An 18,295-nucleotide genomic window follows, 5' to 3' on the forward strand; every position below is an offset into this window, starting at 1 on the left:
CATGACTCATTCAAAACTGCATTAATGCAGATCAAGAGGGGTCAATATGCTCCATTACAAAATCTTTAATACCCAAGGGTGGGGTCAGCATCCGCCGGAATGTCAGTAAAAGCTTTAAATGGTTTTACCGTAAACCGGAATTGGAAAACATAATTGAGGGGTCAACATGCTCCAGAATATCCAGGTTGTAATCAAATGCCGTTTTAAAGCTGTGCACCTTTTGGATAGCGATCATCTTGATATAATTCTGGATCTTATTATTTTCAATAGTGAGTTCAGTTCATTTAGAACCGCTATATCCATTTCCTTAATCTTGCTTTGATGTACAGCTTTGACATATTGATTTACATTGACACCAATTTTCCGAAGCTCATAGTAAGTATTGATATCAAGCATCGGGGATTTTGCCTTTGGAAAGTTATTTTTCATCAGTAGCCGTCTAAATACATCTGGCGCATGCGTTCTGCAGTCTGTCAATACCTGATCTAGCTTGTGCTTTTCTTCTCTATTTAGGCGAATCTTGATTTCATAGATTCGCTTATCTTCAATGGGTAATTTTTTCTCTTTCATAAGTGAACAAAGTGAGGTTGATGTTGATTGGAGCAAGCGTGCAGAGGGACTCTGCACATGGCTTGCTAACTGCAAATCGTAAAAATTATTTCCCAACCAAATAGTCTGCTATATCCTTTGAGCTTCTGTAGAATTCGTTCAGTGGTATAACCTTCCCTGGAAATTTATTTAATAAAACATCCAGAACATTAGCACCAGCGGTATCATTATCTGTTGCCGAATAGATAGTTTGATATTGCATTTTTATAATCATAGAGATCATCTTATTTGTAGTCGATACAGAATTGAGTATAATAAAATCATTAACCTTTTCCATTTTTGGATAAAGAGTTAACAACGCAATGAAATCACTCCATGCTTCCACTACTACCAAACTTTTCGAGCCATTTTTAATGTGGGTGATATCTTTCGCCTTCATACACATTTTAAACCTCGAATGACTCGATGTTGCTTTATTCCAATATTCCCAACTTACTTCGTAACCATTACTTTCATTTTTGAAAGCTATACCGTAATAAATCCTATCACTCATTGTAAAATGAATTTCAAGTAAGTATTTCCAAAAAATGGGGTTAAGTTTTCTCTTGTTTAAGTATTTAACTAGGTTAGTGTGTTTTACCGGACCTGTTTTTTCAATTAGATAAGAATTGGTTTCATCTTTTTGCTTAGCGACAAATGTTTTAGTCAATTCTTGCTGTGGAAAAGAAGAAAAATTAAAATCCTTCACAATTTGTAAAGCTCTACGCACATCGCACCGGTAATAACTACATAAATAATCTATGACTGAACCATGCTGACCTGTACCAAAATCAAAGTAGGTATTTAGCAACGTATTAACAGAAAAACTAGCCTCTTCTTCACTTCTGAACGGAGATAAAAACCAATAATAGTTTATGCCTTTATTATTTCTCGTAAATTTTTCTTTGTAACCCTGCTTATGCAAGACACTTATTAATGATACTTTTTGCTTCACGTTTGCACAATTCATGATGGAAAGTTTTAAATAATTTGAAAAACAGGTTACCTAGTTACCTAGGCTACCTATCTAATTGATAGAAAGTTATTTAGGTCATAAAACCTTAATTACCAGCAGTTACCTTTACTACCTAAAACAACTATTTAGGTAGATCAATAAACTAAAAATTTATAGTTACCTTCCTATGTAAAATACTGATTTATAGCATCGTAAGATAGATTAGGTAACTAGGTAACTATAAATCATTTTTTATAAATTTAAATTAAAGTTGGGATTATAAGCCGAGCTAAATAACCGTACACTTGTCGCTTAGGATGCTTAATACGTAGATAACCATACTTTTTTAAAGCCGAACCGATTTTCATATTAGTCATCCTAATCCCTGTAAATGCGAGCTCATGAACAACCTCAGAAGAAGTTCGAAAATCACCTATATCCTCACTTTGTTCGTAGTATTTCAATACAGCTTCACATTCAATGGAAAGTATCATAAACTTTTCATTTCTTTCCTCATTTAAGCGTACATCATCAGCAGTCAGGGCAGAGTTAAATGTTTCAACATTTTTGAAGATATGGTAGGCTTGTGCCCAAAACTTATTGATATCAAACTCTCGGTTATAACGTTCATAATCTATCGTACCGATAACCTCAAAAACAATCCATCTTACGTTGCCAGTTTCATCAACTAGAAATTCAGATTTATTAGTGCTTCCAACAAAACTACATGTTCGACTAAGAAACGAATTCTTGCTGTCGAACGGTAGCCTGTCATTGACAGTTTGTAGCGATAACATCGCCTTAACTTTATCAGTATCCTGCTTATTTAGCGCCTCCAGCTCTTCAAGATTTAGAATGAAGGTTTTGCAGAGTTTTATACGACCATCTTTGTCCAGAGAGAGATTTTCACCATAATACCTCATCAATGTTGGTGGAACTAATTTTTTTAGATAGGTGCTTTTACCTGCATTCTGCTCACCATTTGCTAGAATTATAGCGTGCTTGTTTATTTCATCTTGCAACAAAACAGATTTAATGGCTCTTACAGCCCATTTTTTCATATGATAATGAAATAGTTCATCATTGTCAGTTTTTGCGTAGCTACAATATTGTTTGATATAATCGAAACCATCCCATTCTGCCAAATCCTCGAAATACCTTTGAATTGGGTTGTATCGAACAACTAAATCTGATTTTAAATAATTGACAAATTTCTCTTTACTTATTTTAATCTCAGCTTGGTCTAATAAAATTATTAAAGAGTTTTCATTTAGTTCAAATACTCTTTTACGATTTGTCAGGTTATTAATCTCATAAGACAGACTAACTTCATTAAAGTGTATTTGATAGCGTTCAAGAATATATTGGTGCACACGATTATAAATCGACTTTGCTTCAAAATCGAAGTGATATATTTGATCCATTTTTTTAAAAAGTTTTTAAAATGGATGGAATGCCTTATATTTGACTTAAGAGTTCAAGGGATATCCCGTCCGTAAGAGATTGAAAAGCCAATACCTGCAAGTATTGGCTTTTTACTTATAATTTTCCGCAATCTGGTCGATTTCTCCCTTGGTTAATTTTCTTCCGTTGTTAACCCAATTTAAAATCTTGCTCTCGTAAAAATAAAGTCGATTGCCTCTCTTAAAATGAGGGATATCAAGATTACTGCATAAACGGTATATACTCGCTTTTGATAACCTCAAGATTGCTACCACTTCATGCACTCCAATTGGCTTTTCCAGTTTGGAAATCGCAATATCTGGTTTGCTATTATTCAACAGCTTTGCTAGTGAATTTTCAATAATATCAATAAGCTCCTGTTTGTTGATACTGGTTATCATTACTTGCTCCATAGATCTAAATTTTAATTATTTATAATTTCTAAAGCGAAGTTATGATGAGAGCAATTCCGCTTTGCGAAAACGGAACTTATAAATTTTTTAAAAAAATGGGTCATGTTTTACTCCTTCAAGATACTTTATTATTGTACCCTCTTTACCAAGATTTCCTGAATCTCCTTCAATTTTAAATTTTCTAATAATCCAGGAAGCCAAGGCTTTCTTCTCTACATTCAAATAATCTTCATTGCACAAAAATTTAAAAAAACGGCAAAATTCTTTAAGTGTGGTAATATTAATACTATAGACCATCTCATTTACGCGCCCATCAAAAAATTCAGTACTGAATTGGATGTATTCTTTTTCATTTCTTATAACACTATTTAAGTATTTTATGACTTGTGCTTTTAGATCATCTTTCATAAACCCGGTCTCAAGTTTTACCAAAGCAAACTCCTCGGGTCTTTGCCGTACAAAATTTTTATTATAATTAATTTTAAGGATCTCTTCGTATTTTTTTATTTTAAGGTTGTAGATTGGGATAATTTGATTGATGATAAAGGCATGATAATCTAAGACGATCTGGCGTTTATTACCTCCAAGTAATAACTTAACTAACTCAAACTCATTCAAAGAAGATTTAAGATCAATTAACAACTCATGCTGCTTAAGTAGCTCTTCTTTCTTTCTGATAACTGAAATCAAAATTTCAAGTTGTAAATGCAAAAAATTGTTCAACACATCATCTCTACCGATATTTAATTCATTCACATTTAGATATTTATAATTAATCACAAATCGAACATCTACCTTTGACCGAATAACTTCATTATAAAATAATTTAAAATCATCCCACAGGTCAATCGATATTTTTATAAAATCACGACCAGCATCACAATCAAAAGTCCTGACTTCCATCATATCTCAATACTATTTGCAATCTCTATTTTATGCTGAATTCGCATTTTAGAATAAATTTCCGTTGTTTTCACATGCTTATGGTGTAGCATCTCTTTGCCTGCGTAAATACCATATTTTTCAATGACATTTACAGCGTAAGTGTGCCTAAAGTTGTGCCAAGTGATTTTCTTTTTAATGTCAGCGAGGTGCATCCACCTTTCCAACAATTTATTTGTATTAGCCGAGTACTTCAGCCCTTTGAAAACTCTATCTTTTGGAGAACCTATGCTCCCCATAAATTCAAAACCTTGGGCAGATATTGGATGCACAACAAATTCGCCTGGCTTTTTACTATTGAATCGCAATAAATGTTTATCATTCAAATCATAATGATAATTCTCCCACTTTAAAGGAAAAACATCACTTACACGCATTCCGCAGACGATTGCAAACAGTGCAGCTCTCTTAATGGTATCATTTTCGCAGACAGTCTCTTTCAACCGACAAATTTCATCTTGCGTTAAAAATTCTCTATAAGGTTGTGCTGCCTTTGGAGATTGTATTCTGGTAGTATGATTTTTTGCTAATAAACCTTCATCAAATGCCACTCTAACTGCCGCTTTAAATTTGTTAAAGTAGATATGTTGAGAATTTGCACTTAGGTTCCTTGACATACTACTTAAAGTATTGGTTTTAGAAAGATAATTTTTGAAACCTTCGCAGAGCCTTTCATTAAGATCTTTAAACAAGCAAATACCACTTACGTATTTCTCGAAATGTTTATATGCAGAAATCCAATTGTTAAAATTCCCTTCAGAACTAGCTCTGTTTTTGCACTCCAATTTAAAATATTGAAGAAAGCTCTCTTTCTGAGCGAAAAATGATCCGCTCTCAAATGCGCCTGTCAAAAACTTATTCTCCCGGTCAATCTTTTTCTTTTCAGCAGCAGATTTAATGATTAGATTTTTTTGTTTTTCTAAAGGGTCTTTAGTTTTCTTGTCGATGTACATTTTCAAAAACTCTCGCCTAGTGGATTTACCAGTTTTTGGGTCCACAATTGGAGGGTAATAGTCCAGATAAAAACTGGTTAGACCACTTTTCAACTCTTTCTCTCTTAGTTTAACTTTTACCATAGCACTTATTGTTTAAATAATTCATAAATCTGTTCCTTTGAAATAATGACACGTGAGCCCAATCTTGTAACCTTTAAGCGACCATCTTTAATTAACCGCCATAAAGTTGTCCGACTAATCTTTAATAATTGACTGCATTCAGCTATTGAAAAGAAAAGTTTATCAGAACCAAGTATTATTAAAGGCTTAGATTGAATTTTTTCCTTCGTTTCGACATTTGATTTCTCAATTTTCTTATTACGAGCTAGCTGTTTGTAATGTCTATTATTACAAATCTTCTGGCAATAACGAGTGACTGTAGTTTGCGCAATGAACGAACTACCGCAGAAATCACAAATTTTTACCAACTGAATATTACTCGACATACATCAATTTGTTTCTAGTTGTTAATAGGCGTTACATAGTGTTTCTATATGTTTCATAATTCCTCCTAATTATAGGAAATTTTGTACCTTTTTGTACCTCGAAAAGAAAGGTACAGTTGCAATACAAAACACTGATAGACACTATACTCCAAAGGTAAACAATAGGAAACAAAAAACCGCTTAAAATGTTAATTTTAAGCGGTTTAGTCTTATCGGTTATTATCGTTAATCAGCGTTTATCGTAAGCTACTTTCCGATACAAAACTTGGTAAATATATTTTCCAATAAATCATCTGTGGTAACCGTTCCGGTAATTTCGCCCAGATAATGTAAGGCTTGTTTAATATCCATGGCTAAAAAGTCTGAGGTGACCGGGTTATCTACATTGGCCAATACCCTTTGCAAAGCGTTTTCCGTTTGTTTTAAAGCTTCAACGTGCCTGATATTGGTAACCAAAGTTTCACTCGTATTAATATGATGAAGGTTAACTTGCGCCAGTAACGTTTCTTTCAATTCATCAATCCCCAATTTATCTTTTGCTGATATAAATACCACGTCCAGTTTCTTAAAGGCTTCACGCTGCGTAGGCGATAGCAAATCAGCTTTATTAACTAAGATTAGATATGGTATGGCCAATTGCCGCAGGCCCCGCACCTGCTCTTCAATGTCTGCAATGCTTTGTGCAGCATCAGCCATGTAAATGATTAATTTAGCTTGTTTCATTTTCTCCAGCGTACGCTCCACACCCAAAGCTTCGATAACATCGGCCGTATCACGTATGCCTGCGGTATCAATAAACCTAAACACAATGCCACCAATGGTCAGTTCATCTTCAATCGTATCCCTCGTGGTTCCGGCGATATCCGAAACGATTGCCCGCTCTTCATTTAATAAAGCATTCAACAAGGTCGATTTACCCACATTAGGCTTTCCGGCAATAACAATGGGTACACCATTTTTGATCACATTCCCCATTTCGAATGATGAAATCAATCGGTTCAAAACATGGTTTATTTTGGTCACCAGGTTACGCAATTGTTCGCGGTTGGCAAATTCAACATCCTCTTCGGCAAAATCCAGTTCCAGTTCTATCATCGACGCAAATTGAATCAATTGCTCGCGTAAGGCTTTCAGCTCATGGGCGAAACCCCCACGCATTTGCTGCATCGCAACATCATGAGAGGCCTTACTATTCGAAGCAATTAAATCGGCAACGGCTTCCGCCTGGCTCAAATCAAAAGCACCATTCAAAAAAGCACGTAAGGTAAATTCGCCCGGCTTGGCAGCCCTTGCCCCTTTGCTAATCAGTAAGCTAATAATTTGCTGAATAATGTAGTTTGAACCGTGACAAGAAATCTCCACCACGTTTTCCTTAGTATATGATTTAGGCGCTACAAATAAACCTGCAACAACCTCATCAACAATTTGTTCGCCATCCTTTATTAAACCAAAATGTAAAGTATGGCTATCCTGCTTTTCCAAATCCTTCCCACTAAAAACCGAGTTGGCTAAGGCTATAGCATCAGGGCCAGATAAACGTATAACGCCAATAGCGCCCGAACCCTGCGGAGTAGATAATGCAATGATGGTATCTTGATGATTCATATAATAATGTGAAAACGCAAAAATAAGGCTAATCTGCCACTATATTAGTAAATGTTGTATTTAATCTCAAAACTCCATCCTCAACCTCAGCCTCAACCTTAATCTTAATCTTAACCTCAACCTTAACCTTAATCTCAACCTCAACCTTAATCTTAACCTCAACCTCAACCTCAACCTTAACCCTCTCCCATCTTCCCTTATCCATCTTCCATCCCCCACATTTTATCCCTAACTTAAAACATTTCCAAGTCAATCATGTTTAATCACAAAACCGTAAAACTATGACGAATAATTTACCACTTACCGCGAAAAGATCCATAGAACTATTAGGCCTGATTTGCCTGGTAACTGTAATGGTGATAGGAAGGGATATCATTATGCCGATTTTAATGGCCTTTTTCATCAGCATTATGCTACTTCCTTTATATCGCTTTCTTAGAAAGAAAAAAGTACCGGAGAGTTTGGCAATCGTTCTCCCGATACTTGTAGTTGCACTTTTTGTTGGTCTGGTGGTTTGGTTTTTCTCCCACCAGATTGGCCTCTTGGTTAATGATTTTCCACGCATTAAAAGCAATGTAACACAACACATCAATGCACTTAGCGATTGGATCAGCCGCATTACCCATTACGATGATAGACAGCAAAAAGCCTTCATTCAGGATAAAAGCGATGATTTGATGAACATGGGAACATCCATGGCAGGCGGTGCAGCGGTAACGCTGAGTGGCATTTTTGTTTTTATTGGTCTGCTTCCAATCTACATTTACCTGATGCTGTTTTATAAGGACATTCTCTTGAAATTTATTTTCATGTGGTTCAAAACAGACGATCATCCTAAAGTTAAAGAAGCCATCTACGAAACCGAATCCATCATTAAAAGTTATTTGATAGGATTATTAATTCAAATCACCTACATGACCATCCTTTTAGGCGGAATTTTAATGCTGATTGGCATTAAACACGCTTTATTAATTGGTGTCATCTTCGCCATTTTAAACCTGATACCTTATGTTGGTGCGCTGATGGGTAATTTAATTGGTGTGCTTTTAACCCTAACTTCATCGCAAGAATTATGGCCGGTAATCACGGTTCTCGGCGTAATCGCTTTCGTTCAGTTTTTAGATAACAACATTCTAATGCCTCGTATTGTAGGTTCTAAAGTAAAAATCAATGCACTATTTGCCATCCTCGGCGTATTTATTGGCGGAAGCATCGCAGGTGTATCCGGCATGTTCCTAGCCTTACCAATAGTTGCAGTACTAAAAGTGATTTTCGATCGTACCGAGATGTTTAAACAATGGGGTGTTTTATTGGGTGATGAAAAACCTGCACGTAGCCCGATGAGCTTTCCAAATTTCAGAAGAAGAAAAGCACTTACAAGCAAATCCGAATAACCACATTAAATCTAATCCTTATGAAAAAATTAATTCCCGTACTTGGCCTTTGCGCAATAATATTTGCAGCCTGTGGTTCATCTGAAGATAAAAAAGAAGCAAACGCAGCCAGTGATACGACTTTACTTTCCGAAGCCAAAGCAACCAAGGTAACCGATCCTATAACAGAAAAAATGACCTTACTTGGAGAAGCTAAATTGGGCCAGCCCATCAACATCAAATTCTCGGTTTACAACAATACCGATACGGTTGCAAAGTTCTGTAAATGGCATACACCTTTCGAAAGATTGATGAGCAAATACCTGGATGTTGCAATGGAAGATCATGTTGATGTGAATTATACGGGTGCTATGGCGAAAAGAATAATGCCGCCTCCAGCTGATAGTTATATCATGCTTAAAAAAGGCGATAGTACTAGCACCAATTTCAATCTGAACGATGGATACGCGATAACCAAAGCGGGTAGTTATACGATTAAATACAATGCTACAACAATAAGTGGTATCGTAGTTACCGATAGTTTAAAAATTACAGTAAGCAAATAGCATTAATTTAAAACCATCGCAGCATTTAACTGTTACTATATTATAAAAAAAATCGATATAAAATGGGACTATTAAGAACAGCAGTAATAGGCGCCGCGATTTATGCAGGCGTTAAATACCTTACCAAGAAAGATTCAATCACAGGCAAATCTGTAGTAGATGATATTAAAGATAAAGCACCGGAGTGGATGGAAAAAGCTAAGGATTATAAAAGAGAATTTGAAAATAAATCAACTTATGCCCAGGAAGATTTGGGTATCTAAGTAAACCTTTTTTTAAAAGTAAAAATGTATCAATACTAAAATTGATGCATTTTTTTTTACTCAAATTTTTAACGCTTCCTTTCCTCTAAATAAAAATGCCATAGTAGCATTGTTGCCAGCGAAGAATAGGGTTTCCAATGTAAAGTTGTTGAAATAATTTCCTCTTGGCTTGATGTCTTCCCTAAACCTTTAACTTTCTTAAGCGCATTTACTGCAGCTAAATCTCCCATTGGAAATACATCCAAACGATGCAAAATGAAAATCAGGTAGATATCCACCGTCCAGTTGCCAATGCCTTTTATCTTCGTAAGTTCAGTCCTGATTTCTTCATCCGTCTCGTTAACTAAGGCATCTAAATCAAGTGTTTTACGGAGAAGATTTTGAGCCAAATCCCTAACATAACTGGTCTTTTGCCGACTGAAATAACAGTCCTTTAATTCTTCATCGGATAAGGATAAGAAGTTTTCTGGTGTGATGTTTATTATTCTATCCTTCAGCTTATTTAAGGTAGCCAGTGCAGAAGCTAGCGATACTTGTTGCTCTAATATGATGTGAACAATTGATTCGAAAGTATTAGGCCTGGACCAAAACGGCGGATAACCAAACCAATTTATAATTCCCTTCAAATCAACATCTTGCGCAGCAACTGCATCGCAAAACTGATGAAAATTCTGCTGATTAAAGGTCAATTTTAGATATGAATGCATTCCATTTTCCACCCTACCATTTTCCATCAACCCCTACATTCTCTCCGGCGATGTAATTCCTAAAATCAACATACCGGCTTTAATTACATCAGCAGTTTTCTTGCTTAAATTTAAACGGAACTGTTTTGCTTCACCAGCTTCGGTTTTAACGATTGGTGGTACCTCATGATAAAACTTATTAAACAACTTTGCCAATTCATATAAATAGTTAGCCAAACTTGCAGGACTATGCGCTTTAGCAGCGATTTCTAGCTCAGCCGGATATTTAGCCAATAACATAATCATATCGAGTTCAACAGGCAATAAATCTTCTGGTTTTGGTGTTCCAACATTCGCCTGATATCCTGCTTTGCTTAATAATGATTTTATTCTAGCATGCGTGTACTGAATAAACGGACCAGTATTTCCCTGGAAATCAATACTTTCATTCGGGTCGAATAACAATCGTTTTTTCGGTTCTACTTTTAATAAGAAATATTTCAAAGCACCTAAGCCAATGTTTTTATACAACTCAGATTTTTCATCCTCCGTAAAATCATTAATCTTACCTAAATCTTCGGTCTTTTCCTGTGCGGTAGCTATCATATCAGCAATCAACTCATCCGCATCAACTACAGTTCCCTCACGGCTTTTCATTTTTCCGTTAGGTAAATCTACCATGCCGTACGATAAGTGATAAAGTCCTTTTGCCCAGCTTTTACCTAATTTCTCAAGAATTAAAAACAAAACCTTGAAGTGATAATCCTGCTCGTTTCCAACCACGTAAATAGATTCATCCATCCCGAAATCATCATACTTCATTTTTGCGGTGCCTAAATCCTGAGTAATGTAAACGGAAGTTCCATCAGCACGAAGCACAAGTTTTTGATCCAAACCATCGGCAGTTAAATCAATCCAAACCGAGCCATCATCTTTTTTAAAGAAAACACCTTTGTCCAAACCTTCATCAACAGTATCTTTTCCTAACAAATAGGTGTTGCTTTCGTAATAAAATTTATCAAAATCTACACCTAGATTATTGTAGGTTACGTTAAAACCGGCGTAAACCCATTCATTCATGGTTTTCCATAGCGTAACAACTACCTCATCTCCGGCTTCCCATTGTTGCAACATGGTTTGAGCTTCCTTTATTAGCGGTGCGTTTTTCTTCGCCTCTTCTTCAGTTTGCCCTTCAGCTTTTAATGCCTCAATTTCTTTCTTGTATTCTTTATCAAAAATCACATAGTATTTTCCAACCAGGTGGTCGCCTTTTAAACCTGAGCTTTCAGGCGTTTCGCCATTACCCCATTTTTGCCAGGCCAGCATCGATTTACATATATGAATTCCCCTATCGTTAACCAGGTTCACTTTTGTAACTTCATAACCATAAGCTTTTAACAATTCGGCAACAGAATAGCCCAATAAATTGTTACGAACATGACCTAAATGTAGTGGTTTATTAGTGTTTGGCGATGAATATTCGACCATCACCTTTTTACCATTTGGTGCGTAATAACCAAAACTATCGGCTAAAATCTCATCATTAAAATGTTGTAAAAAATAACTTTCGGCAATGCTTAGGTTTAAAAATCCTTTAACAACATTAAAGGCCGTTACCTCTGTTACGTTGGCAACCAAATATTCTCCTATGGCTTGTGCAGTTTGTTCCGGAGATTTTTTTGAAATCTTGGTAATCGGGAAAACGACTATCGTCACCTGACCATCAAATTCTTTACGGGTTTCTTGTATATTAATTAAACTTTCAGCTACTTCTTCATTATAAAGTTGTTTAATGGCTTCAAGCGTTGGGGCAATAATAAAATTCATGGTGTAAAAATAGGAAAAAAGTCCGAAGTCGGATGTCAGAAGTCCTAAGTTCAAATTCCGGCTAAATTTAGATTATTTGAAAAGGTACTCTTGTGCGTATCGGTTTCTGTAGCCCTCCTTTCCGCTGTAGTCCCGATTGATTTCGATGAAAAACCGAAAATCGGGAGCTGCCGCTGCAATGAGGTTTAAGTCGTTAGATCATTGCAAACTAACAACCTTCTTGACGCAGATCATGCTCAAATCTATCATCTCAATTCTCATATCTAAATTTTTCTAATAGCTTTGTAACACTAACTAATATATGAGCGAATCAAATCAAAATTTTAAAGTGAACGTAAAAACCGAAATCGGTCGATTACGCAAGTTATTAATTCATAGTCCTGATAGTGGTTTAGGCAAAGTGGTTCCATCAAAAGCACAAGATTGGCTTTTTGAAGATATTGTTCATTTAGATACCATCCGTAAAGGCGAATACGATTATTACATCAAATTGCTGATGTATTTTATGGACCCTGAGAAGATTAAAGGAAAATTAGCCAAAATAGATTCGGAAGAAGACAACCGCAGTTTTTATAAACCCAATCATCCCGATTTTCACAATTCAGAATCGGTAATTGAGATTCAGAATTTACTAAGCGAAATGCTAGAGAATGAGTCTATACGCAAAAAATTGGTTGCTGCAGTTTGCGCAATTGAGGGCTGTACCTATAAAGTTCAAACCGAATTAGCAAATACCATCCCTAAGCAACTTGCAGAAATTCTTATCTCTGGAACGCTCGCCAACGATACCATGATTTTTGCACCCATCCCCAATTTAATTTTTACCAGGGATGTGGGTATAACCATAAATAACTACATCTTATTAAACAAACCTGCTAAAAAAGCTCGTGTTCGTGAAACGCTTTTAATGCGCTATATTTTCTTCAACCATCCGCTTTTCGAAGCCTATCATAATAACATTTTAGAAATTCCGGATGTTACCATGCACTTTTTACGCCCCGGCGATGAACCTGCATTTAGCACTACTTTAGAAGGCGGTGATGTGATGATGGTAAGTCCGACGCATGTGTTAATTGGCTGTAGTGAAAGAACATCAGAACATGGCGCTAACGAGGCTATTAAATTATTGTTTGACAATAATGTTGTAGAAAAAGTAACCGTTGTTAAGATACCGAGCAAAAGAGATTATATGCATCTTGATACCGTATTTACACATGTTAAACGTAACACCTGGGTAATTTTAAATTCCATTGCGCATTCTCCAAAATATAACCCACACGAACCTATTAACTTTTTAAAAGAGCCCGAGCAATTGGAGGCAACAACGGCAATTCAATTTACCAAAGCTAATCCAGGAGAACCTAAATACTTCGAACATGTAGAGGCTTTGCTGAATGATATAAGTCAGAACGATTTAAAAAGCACCGAACCTACCAAAATAATTTACAGCGGTAATAATCAGTTTCCATACGATTCTAGAGAACAATGGACAGATTCTTGCAACCTTTTAGCCATTAAAGAGGGTGTAGTTTTAGGTTATGATAGAAATGATAAAACCGTTGATGCCTTTAAAGCAGCCGGATTTAATGTGGTTAACGTGAAAGATTTAATCCAGGATTTAGAAAGTGGAAAAGCTGATGCTGAAACCATTACAGATACTTTAATTTTAATGCCATCAGCAGAATTGTCTCGTGCCCGTGGCGGATTTCATTGCATGAGTTTACCAATTTTAAGAGACGATTTATAGATATAAAACGTTAGATGGATGATTGACTCCATTATCTTGATACTCGATACTAAATACTTGATACTGAAAACTGAATACTTGATACTAAATACTAAATGCAAAGCACCAACCACATACTAATGATTCGCCCTGTTGATTTTAAATTTAACGAGCAAACAGCAGGAAACAATATGTTTCAGGTCGCATCTAATGAAGATGGTGTACAAGCACTAGCTTTAAAAGAATTTGATGGCTTGGTAGATTTATTAAAAGCGAATGGAGTTGATGTAACCGTAGTGGATGACACAAATCAACCAGAAACTCCGGATTCCATCTTCCCAAATAACTGGGTTTCGTTTCATGAAGATGGTTCGGTTTTTCTATACCCAATGTTTTCTGAAAACCGAAGACTAGAACGTAGAAATGATATCTTGGAAAAATTGAAAGAAAAATTCGAGGTAAATCATGTTAGTGATATTAGTTTTTACGAACAACAACATGCTTTTTTAGAAGGCACAGGTAGCATGGTTTTAGATAGAACCAATAAAATTGCCTATGCCTGTTTGAGTGTTCGTACTGATGAAGAAGTACTAAACAACTTCTGCATGCTTACAGGATATCAACCAATTGCTTTTCAAGCGGTAGATAGCAGTAGATTTCCGATTTACCACACCAATGTGATGATGTGTATTGGAGATGAATTTGCAATTATTTGTTTAGATTCGATTCCAAATGAGCAGGAAAAGCTTATTGTTGCGCTAAGCTTGAACAATAGCGGCAAACATTTGATTGAAATAACTTTAGAGCAAATGAATCAGTTCGCAGGAAATATGTTACAAGTGACTAATCATGATAATGAAAAATTACTAGTGATGTCAGAACAGGCTTATTTATCGCTAACTAAACAACAGATATCATTACTAGAGCAATATTGTCGTATAATTTACGCACCAATTTATACGATAGAAAAGAATGGTGGCGGTAGCGCAAGGTGCATGCTGGCAGAAATTCATTTGCCTTTAATTATTAATGATTAAAAGAACATTTTGCAGTTTCAGTTTTGACAACTCTTTAAGAGTTGTCAAAACTCCTATATAAAAGTTTAATCAGTTCAACCGTTTCTCTACAGTAAAAATATTTTCAATAAAGATTAATTCTCGATTTAAAATTACATTTTTGCAGAAATTATTTAAAAATTAAATGCAGAGTTATTCAGAATTTCTTGATCTAAGTGTTGGCTTTCCACAGGAAGGTTTCGATGTAATAGATGATGAATTATATTTTCAGGATTTAAACCTGATGGAAATGATTGAGACTTATGGTACGCCCTTACGTTTCACGTACTTACCTATGGTGAGTAAAAAGATTCAGCAAGCTAAAATTCTTTTTCAAACTGCCATTTTAAAGAATAATTATCGTGGCGACTATAAATATTGCTACTGTACGAAAAGCTCACACTTCAGACATATTGTTGAGGAAGCATTAAAAAACAATATCCACCTCGAAACATCTTCGGCTTTCGATATGCCAATGATTGAGGCCTTGGAGAAAAAAGGAGTTTTAACAAAAGATACCACCATTATTTGCAATGGCTTTAAAACCTATCAATACAAACAGTATATTATTGATATGCTGCATGATGGCTATACCAATATTATTCCTGTATTAGACAACAAAGAGGAATTTAACCTTTTTGATGATGAAGTTGATATCGATACACCTTGCAATTTAGGCATCCGTATCGCCGCTGAAGAACAACCAGATTCTCAATTTTACACCTCTCGTTTAGGTGTTCGCATGGAAGATATTATTGATTTTTACAACAATAAAATTGTTCATAATCCAAACTTCCGCGTTAAGCTATTACACTTTTTCATTAATTCTGGTATTACAGATTCCCCTTATTACTGGAACGAATTAGAAAAATACGTTACGCTGTATTGCAAGTTTAAAAAGATAAACCCTGATTTAGATACCTTGGATATTGGGGGCGGTATGCCATTTAAAGATTCGTTGGTTTTTGATTTCGATTACGAGTACATGGTAAACGAAATTGTTAAAAGGATTAAAGAAATTTGTGCCATTCATGAAGTAATGGAGCCAGATATCATTACTGAATTTGGTAAATATACCGTTGCAGAAGCTTCGGGTATTTTATATAAAGTATTAGGCCGTAAACAACAAAACGACCGCGAGCGTTGGTTAATGTTAGATGGTTCATTTATCACCAACTTACCAGATGTTTGGGCTTTAAATCAAAAATATATTTTATTGCCGATTAATAATTGGGATGCAGAATATGAGCGTGTAAATCTGGGTGGAATAACCTGCGACGGACAAGATTACTACAATCAGGAAGCGCACATGAACAGTGTGTTTATGCCTAAAACGCGTAAAGTTCAGTATTTAGGATTTTTCCATACAGGTGCTTACCAAGAAGTATTAAGTGGTTATGGCGGTATTCATCACTGCTTGTTGCCTAGTCCGAAGCACGTATTAATACGCAGGAACCGAGACGAAAGTTTCAATTTTGAGGTTTTTGGTGAAGAACAAAATAGTAAACAGGTTCTGAAGATTTTAGGTTATTAGGTTTTCCAGTTTTAACCGCAAAGAACGCTAAGCATATTTTTCACCACAAAGGCGCAAAGAACACAAAGTTAGTCCTTTAGTTTTTAAATATCAATCTTGATTCCCTCTCTTCAAGGAGAGGGATAGTACATAATTTGCCCAAACTTCAAACTTTAATAGGGTGAGGTTTTATAATTAATGCTAAGAAACAAAGTAAAATGAAAAATTTCTTAGCGTTTTTTAAATTACCATCGTAAGGTAAGAATCAATCCTACAACCTAAGGTTTACAGCGACCATTCTATTGCAAAATATTTTCTTTGTGTTTCTTTGCGCAACTTTCTTTGCTAACTTAGCGGTTAATTAAAAACCTCAACATGCAATTCGGTAAAGTAGACGACCCATCAATTATAGATTTCACGCTTCCTGCAGATGCTGCTCAAACAGCAGCTATTTTAAAAGCCAACAAGCCTAAGCAAAAATTCGAAGCTTTTGTAGGTTGCGCCAAATGGAATAAGGCTGATTTGAAAGGCTTCTATCCAAAAGGAACAAAAGATGAGTTGACCTACTATTCTACTCAATTTAATTCAATAGAACTGAATGCGACATTTTATGGAATGCCAAGCAGCGAACAAGTGATTACCTGGACGCAAAAAACACCGCCTGATTTCAAGTTTTTTCCAAAACTCACAAACACGATAAGCCATTTTAAAAGACTAATCAACGTTAAAGAACCTGTAGAGCAATATTGTGATGCGATAAGTAATTTTGAGGATAAACTCGGCATGGCATTTCTTCAACTTCACGACAACTTTAAACCAAAAGATTTTGATAGGCTTAAAACTGTAATCCAAGAATTTCCAAAAGTAATACCTTTAGCTGTTGAAGTTAGAAACGGAGAGTGGTTTTCGAATACTAATGTTGCCGATGAATTTGCCCAACTGTTTGTGGAAAATGGAATCACCAATATCATCGTTGATACTGCAGGACGGAGAGATATGCTTCACATGCGTTTAACAACACCGACAGCTTTTGTTCGCTATGTTGGTGCAAATCATGAAAGCGACTACACCCGTTTAGATGAATGGATTGAGAGGATTGTTGACTGGAAAAAACAAGGGTTACAAAATCTTTATTTTTTCGTTCACCAAAACGTAGAACTAGCTTCTCCCCTTTTATCAGCCTATTTTATTGAAAAACTTAATAAAGCTATTGGAACTGATCTGAAAATTCCTGGGATGGCAAATGGTTCGTCTCCAGATCAATTACTTTTTTAATAATAGATGTTATTCTGAGCTTGTCGAATACCTCAAACAAGATGATTTGATAAGCTCAACCTGAAAATAGAATTACTATAAAATGCGTTTAAGAACTGTTTCGGTAGCTTTTGCTTCTTCACCATCAGGAGAAATATTATAAGCTGAAATTACAATTTCATCATTATTTACCATCGCAAAATCGGTTCGCCAACCCCAAAGTTGTTCTCCATATTCCGGACTTCCATATTGCCCGAAAACAGAAAAGCCATCCGCTGTTTTTGTTCCGCTTGATAACATAATTTGTGTTCCCATGTGGAAGCTATCGACCCAACTGCTGCTAAACTTTTGGTACGGAATATCAAAACCAATAATCATTTTTCCTTCTAAAGGCTTACTGTCCAAGCTTCCCTGGTAATCGTAAGAAATAAATCTATTCCCCAAAAGTGAAGTGATTTTTCCATGAGTTTCAGATTCATCAGCTAAAACATCCTTTTCAAACCAAGTTTTAGTTGCTCCTTTCCATTCGCCAATCAAATTAGCCAAAATTTTATGGGAACCTTCTTCCAATGATATTTCAAATTTGCCTTTTGCCATATATCAAATTTATAAAAATAGTTCTGTTAATTTGATATTTCCGATTTT

At 35.6% G+C, this 18,295-nt stretch carries 19 protein-coding genes; 7 read left to right on the forward strand and 12 right to left on the reverse strand.

Going from position 1 to position 18,295, the window contains the following annotated elements:
• Positions 1 to 231: 231 nt before the first annotated feature.
• The 9 genes from D7004_RS00660 to D7004_RS20525 form a co-directional block, all read right to left on the reverse strand.
• Positions 232 to 570, reverse strand: coding sequence for a MobC domain-containing protein (locus tag D7004_RS00660; protein WP_123203947.1), 339 nt, complete (start codon positions 568 to 570; stop codon positions 232 to 234).
• Positions 571 to 655: 85 nt separating this feature from the next.
• Positions 656 to 1,558: a toprim domain-containing protein gene (locus D7004_RS00665; protein WP_123203948.1), complete on the reverse strand. Its 903-nt coding sequence runs from the start codon at positions 1,556 to 1,558 to the stop codon at positions 656 to 658.
• A 245-nt stretch (positions 1,559 to 1,803) separates the two neighbouring features.
• Positions 1,804 to 2,967: a VapE domain-containing protein gene (locus tag D7004_RS00670; protein WP_123203949.1), complete on the reverse strand. Its 1,164-nt coding sequence runs from the start codon at positions 2,965 to 2,967 to the stop codon at positions 1,804 to 1,806.
• A gap of 111 nt (positions 2,968 to 3,078) precedes the next feature.
• The gene (locus D7004_RS00675) at positions 3,079 to 3,399 is read right to left on the reverse strand and encodes a helix-turn-helix domain-containing protein (protein ID WP_123203950.1); all 321 of its coding nucleotides are present in this window, start codon (positions 3,397 to 3,399) and stop codon (positions 3,079 to 3,081) included.
• 87 nt (positions 3,400 to 3,486) lie between these two features.
• Positions 3,487 to 4,305, reverse strand: a complete 819-nt coding sequence (locus D7004_RS00680) for a hypothetical protein (protein ID WP_123203951.1) — start codon at positions 4,303 to 4,305, stop codon at positions 3,487 to 3,489.
• On the reverse strand, positions 4,302 to 5,417 hold the full coding sequence (locus tag D7004_RS00685) for a tyrosine-type recombinase/integrase (protein WP_123203952.1): 1,116 nt from the start codon (positions 5,415 to 5,417) through the stop codon (positions 4,302 to 4,304). The genes D7004_RS00680 and D7004_RS00685 overlap by 4 nt, the downstream gene beginning before the upstream one ends.
• 5 nt (positions 5,418 to 5,422) lie before the next feature.
• Positions 5,423 to 5,782, reverse strand: a complete 360-nt coding sequence (locus D7004_RS00690) for an excisionase family DNA-binding protein (RefSeq protein WP_123203953.1) — start codon at positions 5,780 to 5,782, stop codon at positions 5,423 to 5,425.
• Positions 5,783 to 6,028: 246 nt separating this feature from the next.
• Positions 6,029 to 7,387 (reverse strand): tRNA uridine-5-carboxymethylaminomethyl(34) synthesis GTPase MnmE, encoded by a 1,359-nt coding sequence (gene mnmE, locus D7004_RS00695; RefSeq protein WP_123203954.1) that lies wholly within the window; start codon positions 7,385 to 7,387, stop codon positions 6,029 to 6,031.
• A gap of 28 nt (positions 7,388 to 7,415) precedes the next feature.
• Positions 7,416 to 7,592: a hypothetical protein gene (locus D7004_RS20525; RefSeq protein WP_167459367.1), complete on the reverse strand. Its 177-nt coding sequence runs from the start codon at positions 7,590 to 7,592 to the stop codon at positions 7,416 to 7,418.
• A gap of 76 nt (positions 7,593 to 7,668) precedes the next feature.
• Here D7004_RS20525 and D7004_RS00700 point away from each other — a divergent pair, with 76 nt between their 5' ends.
• The 3 genes from D7004_RS00700 to D7004_RS00710 all read left to right on the forward strand — a co-directional run bounded on the left by D7004_RS00700 (position 7,669) and on the right by D7004_RS00710 (position 9,589).
• Complete coding sequence (locus D7004_RS00700) at positions 7,669 to 8,781, forward strand: AI-2E family transporter (protein WP_123203955.1); 1,113 nt, start codon at positions 7,669 to 7,671, stop codon at positions 8,779 to 8,781.
• 20 nt (positions 8,782 to 8,801) lie between these two features.
• Positions 8,802 to 9,326, forward strand: coding sequence for a protease (locus D7004_RS00705; protein WP_123203956.1), 525 nt, complete (start codon positions 8,802 to 8,804; stop codon positions 9,324 to 9,326).
• A gap of 62 nt (positions 9,327 to 9,388) precedes the next feature.
• Positions 9,389 to 9,589, forward strand: coding sequence for a YtxH domain-containing protein (locus D7004_RS00710; protein ID WP_123203957.1), 201 nt, complete (start codon positions 9,389 to 9,391; stop codon positions 9,587 to 9,589).
• A 68-nt stretch (positions 9,590 to 9,657) separates the two neighbouring features.
• Here the strand turns inward: D7004_RS00710 and D7004_RS00715 are convergent, their stop codons facing one another.
• Together D7004_RS00715 and argS are read right to left on the reverse strand one after the other, a co-directional pair.
• Positions 9,658 to 10,296, reverse strand: a complete 639-nt coding sequence (locus D7004_RS00715; protein WP_123204195.1) for a DNA-3-methyladenine glycosylase family protein — start codon at positions 10,294 to 10,296, stop codon at positions 9,658 to 9,660.
• 33 nt (positions 10,297 to 10,329) lie between these two features.
• The gene (argS, locus tag D7004_RS00720) at positions 10,330 to 12,102 is read right to left on the reverse strand and encodes an arginine--tRNA ligase (RefSeq protein WP_123203958.1); all 1,773 of its coding nucleotides are present in this window, start codon (positions 12,100 to 12,102) and stop codon (positions 10,330 to 10,332) included.
• 301 nt (positions 12,103 to 12,403) lie between these two features.
• Here argS and D7004_RS00725 point away from each other — a divergent pair, with 301 nt between their 5' ends.
• The 4 genes from D7004_RS00725 to D7004_RS00740 all read left to right on the forward strand — a co-directional run bounded on the left by D7004_RS00725 (position 12,404) and on the right by D7004_RS00740 (position 17,671).
• A complete protein-coding gene (locus D7004_RS00725) occupies positions 12,404 to 13,849 on the forward strand; it encodes an arginine deiminase family protein (RefSeq protein WP_123203959.1) in 1,446 nt (481 codons plus the stop codon).
• Between the two features lie 119 nt (positions 13,850 to 13,968).
• A complete protein-coding gene (gene ctlX, locus D7004_RS00730) occupies positions 13,969 to 14,865 on the forward strand; it encodes a citrulline utilization hydrolase CtlX (RefSeq protein ID WP_244214213.1) in 897 nt (298 codons plus the stop codon).
• Between the two features lie 163 nt (positions 14,866 to 15,028).
• Complete coding sequence (locus tag D7004_RS00735; protein WP_123203961.1) at positions 15,029 to 16,417, forward strand: arginine decarboxylase; 1,389 nt, start codon at positions 15,029 to 15,031, stop codon at positions 16,415 to 16,417.
• A gap of 354 nt (positions 16,418 to 16,771) precedes the next feature.
• Positions 16,772 to 17,671, forward strand: a complete 900-nt coding sequence (locus D7004_RS00740) for a DUF72 domain-containing protein (protein ID WP_123203962.1) — start codon at positions 16,772 to 16,774, stop codon at positions 17,669 to 17,671.
• 75 nt (positions 17,672 to 17,746) lie between these two features.
• On the opposite strand, the gene D7004_RS00745 is transcribed toward D7004_RS00740, so the two are convergent.
• The gene (locus D7004_RS00745; RefSeq protein WP_123203963.1) at positions 17,747 to 18,247 is read right to left on the reverse strand and encodes a DUF1579 domain-containing protein; all 501 of its coding nucleotides are present in this window, start codon (positions 18,245 to 18,247) and stop codon (positions 17,747 to 17,749) included.
• Positions 18,248 to 18,295: the final 48 nt, after the last annotated feature.

It is taken from the genome of Pedobacter jejuensis (genome assembly GCF_003725795.1).
Classification (GTDB): Bacteria; Bacteroidota; Bacteroidia; order Sphingobacteriales; family Sphingobacteriaceae; genus Pedobacter; species Pedobacter jejuensis.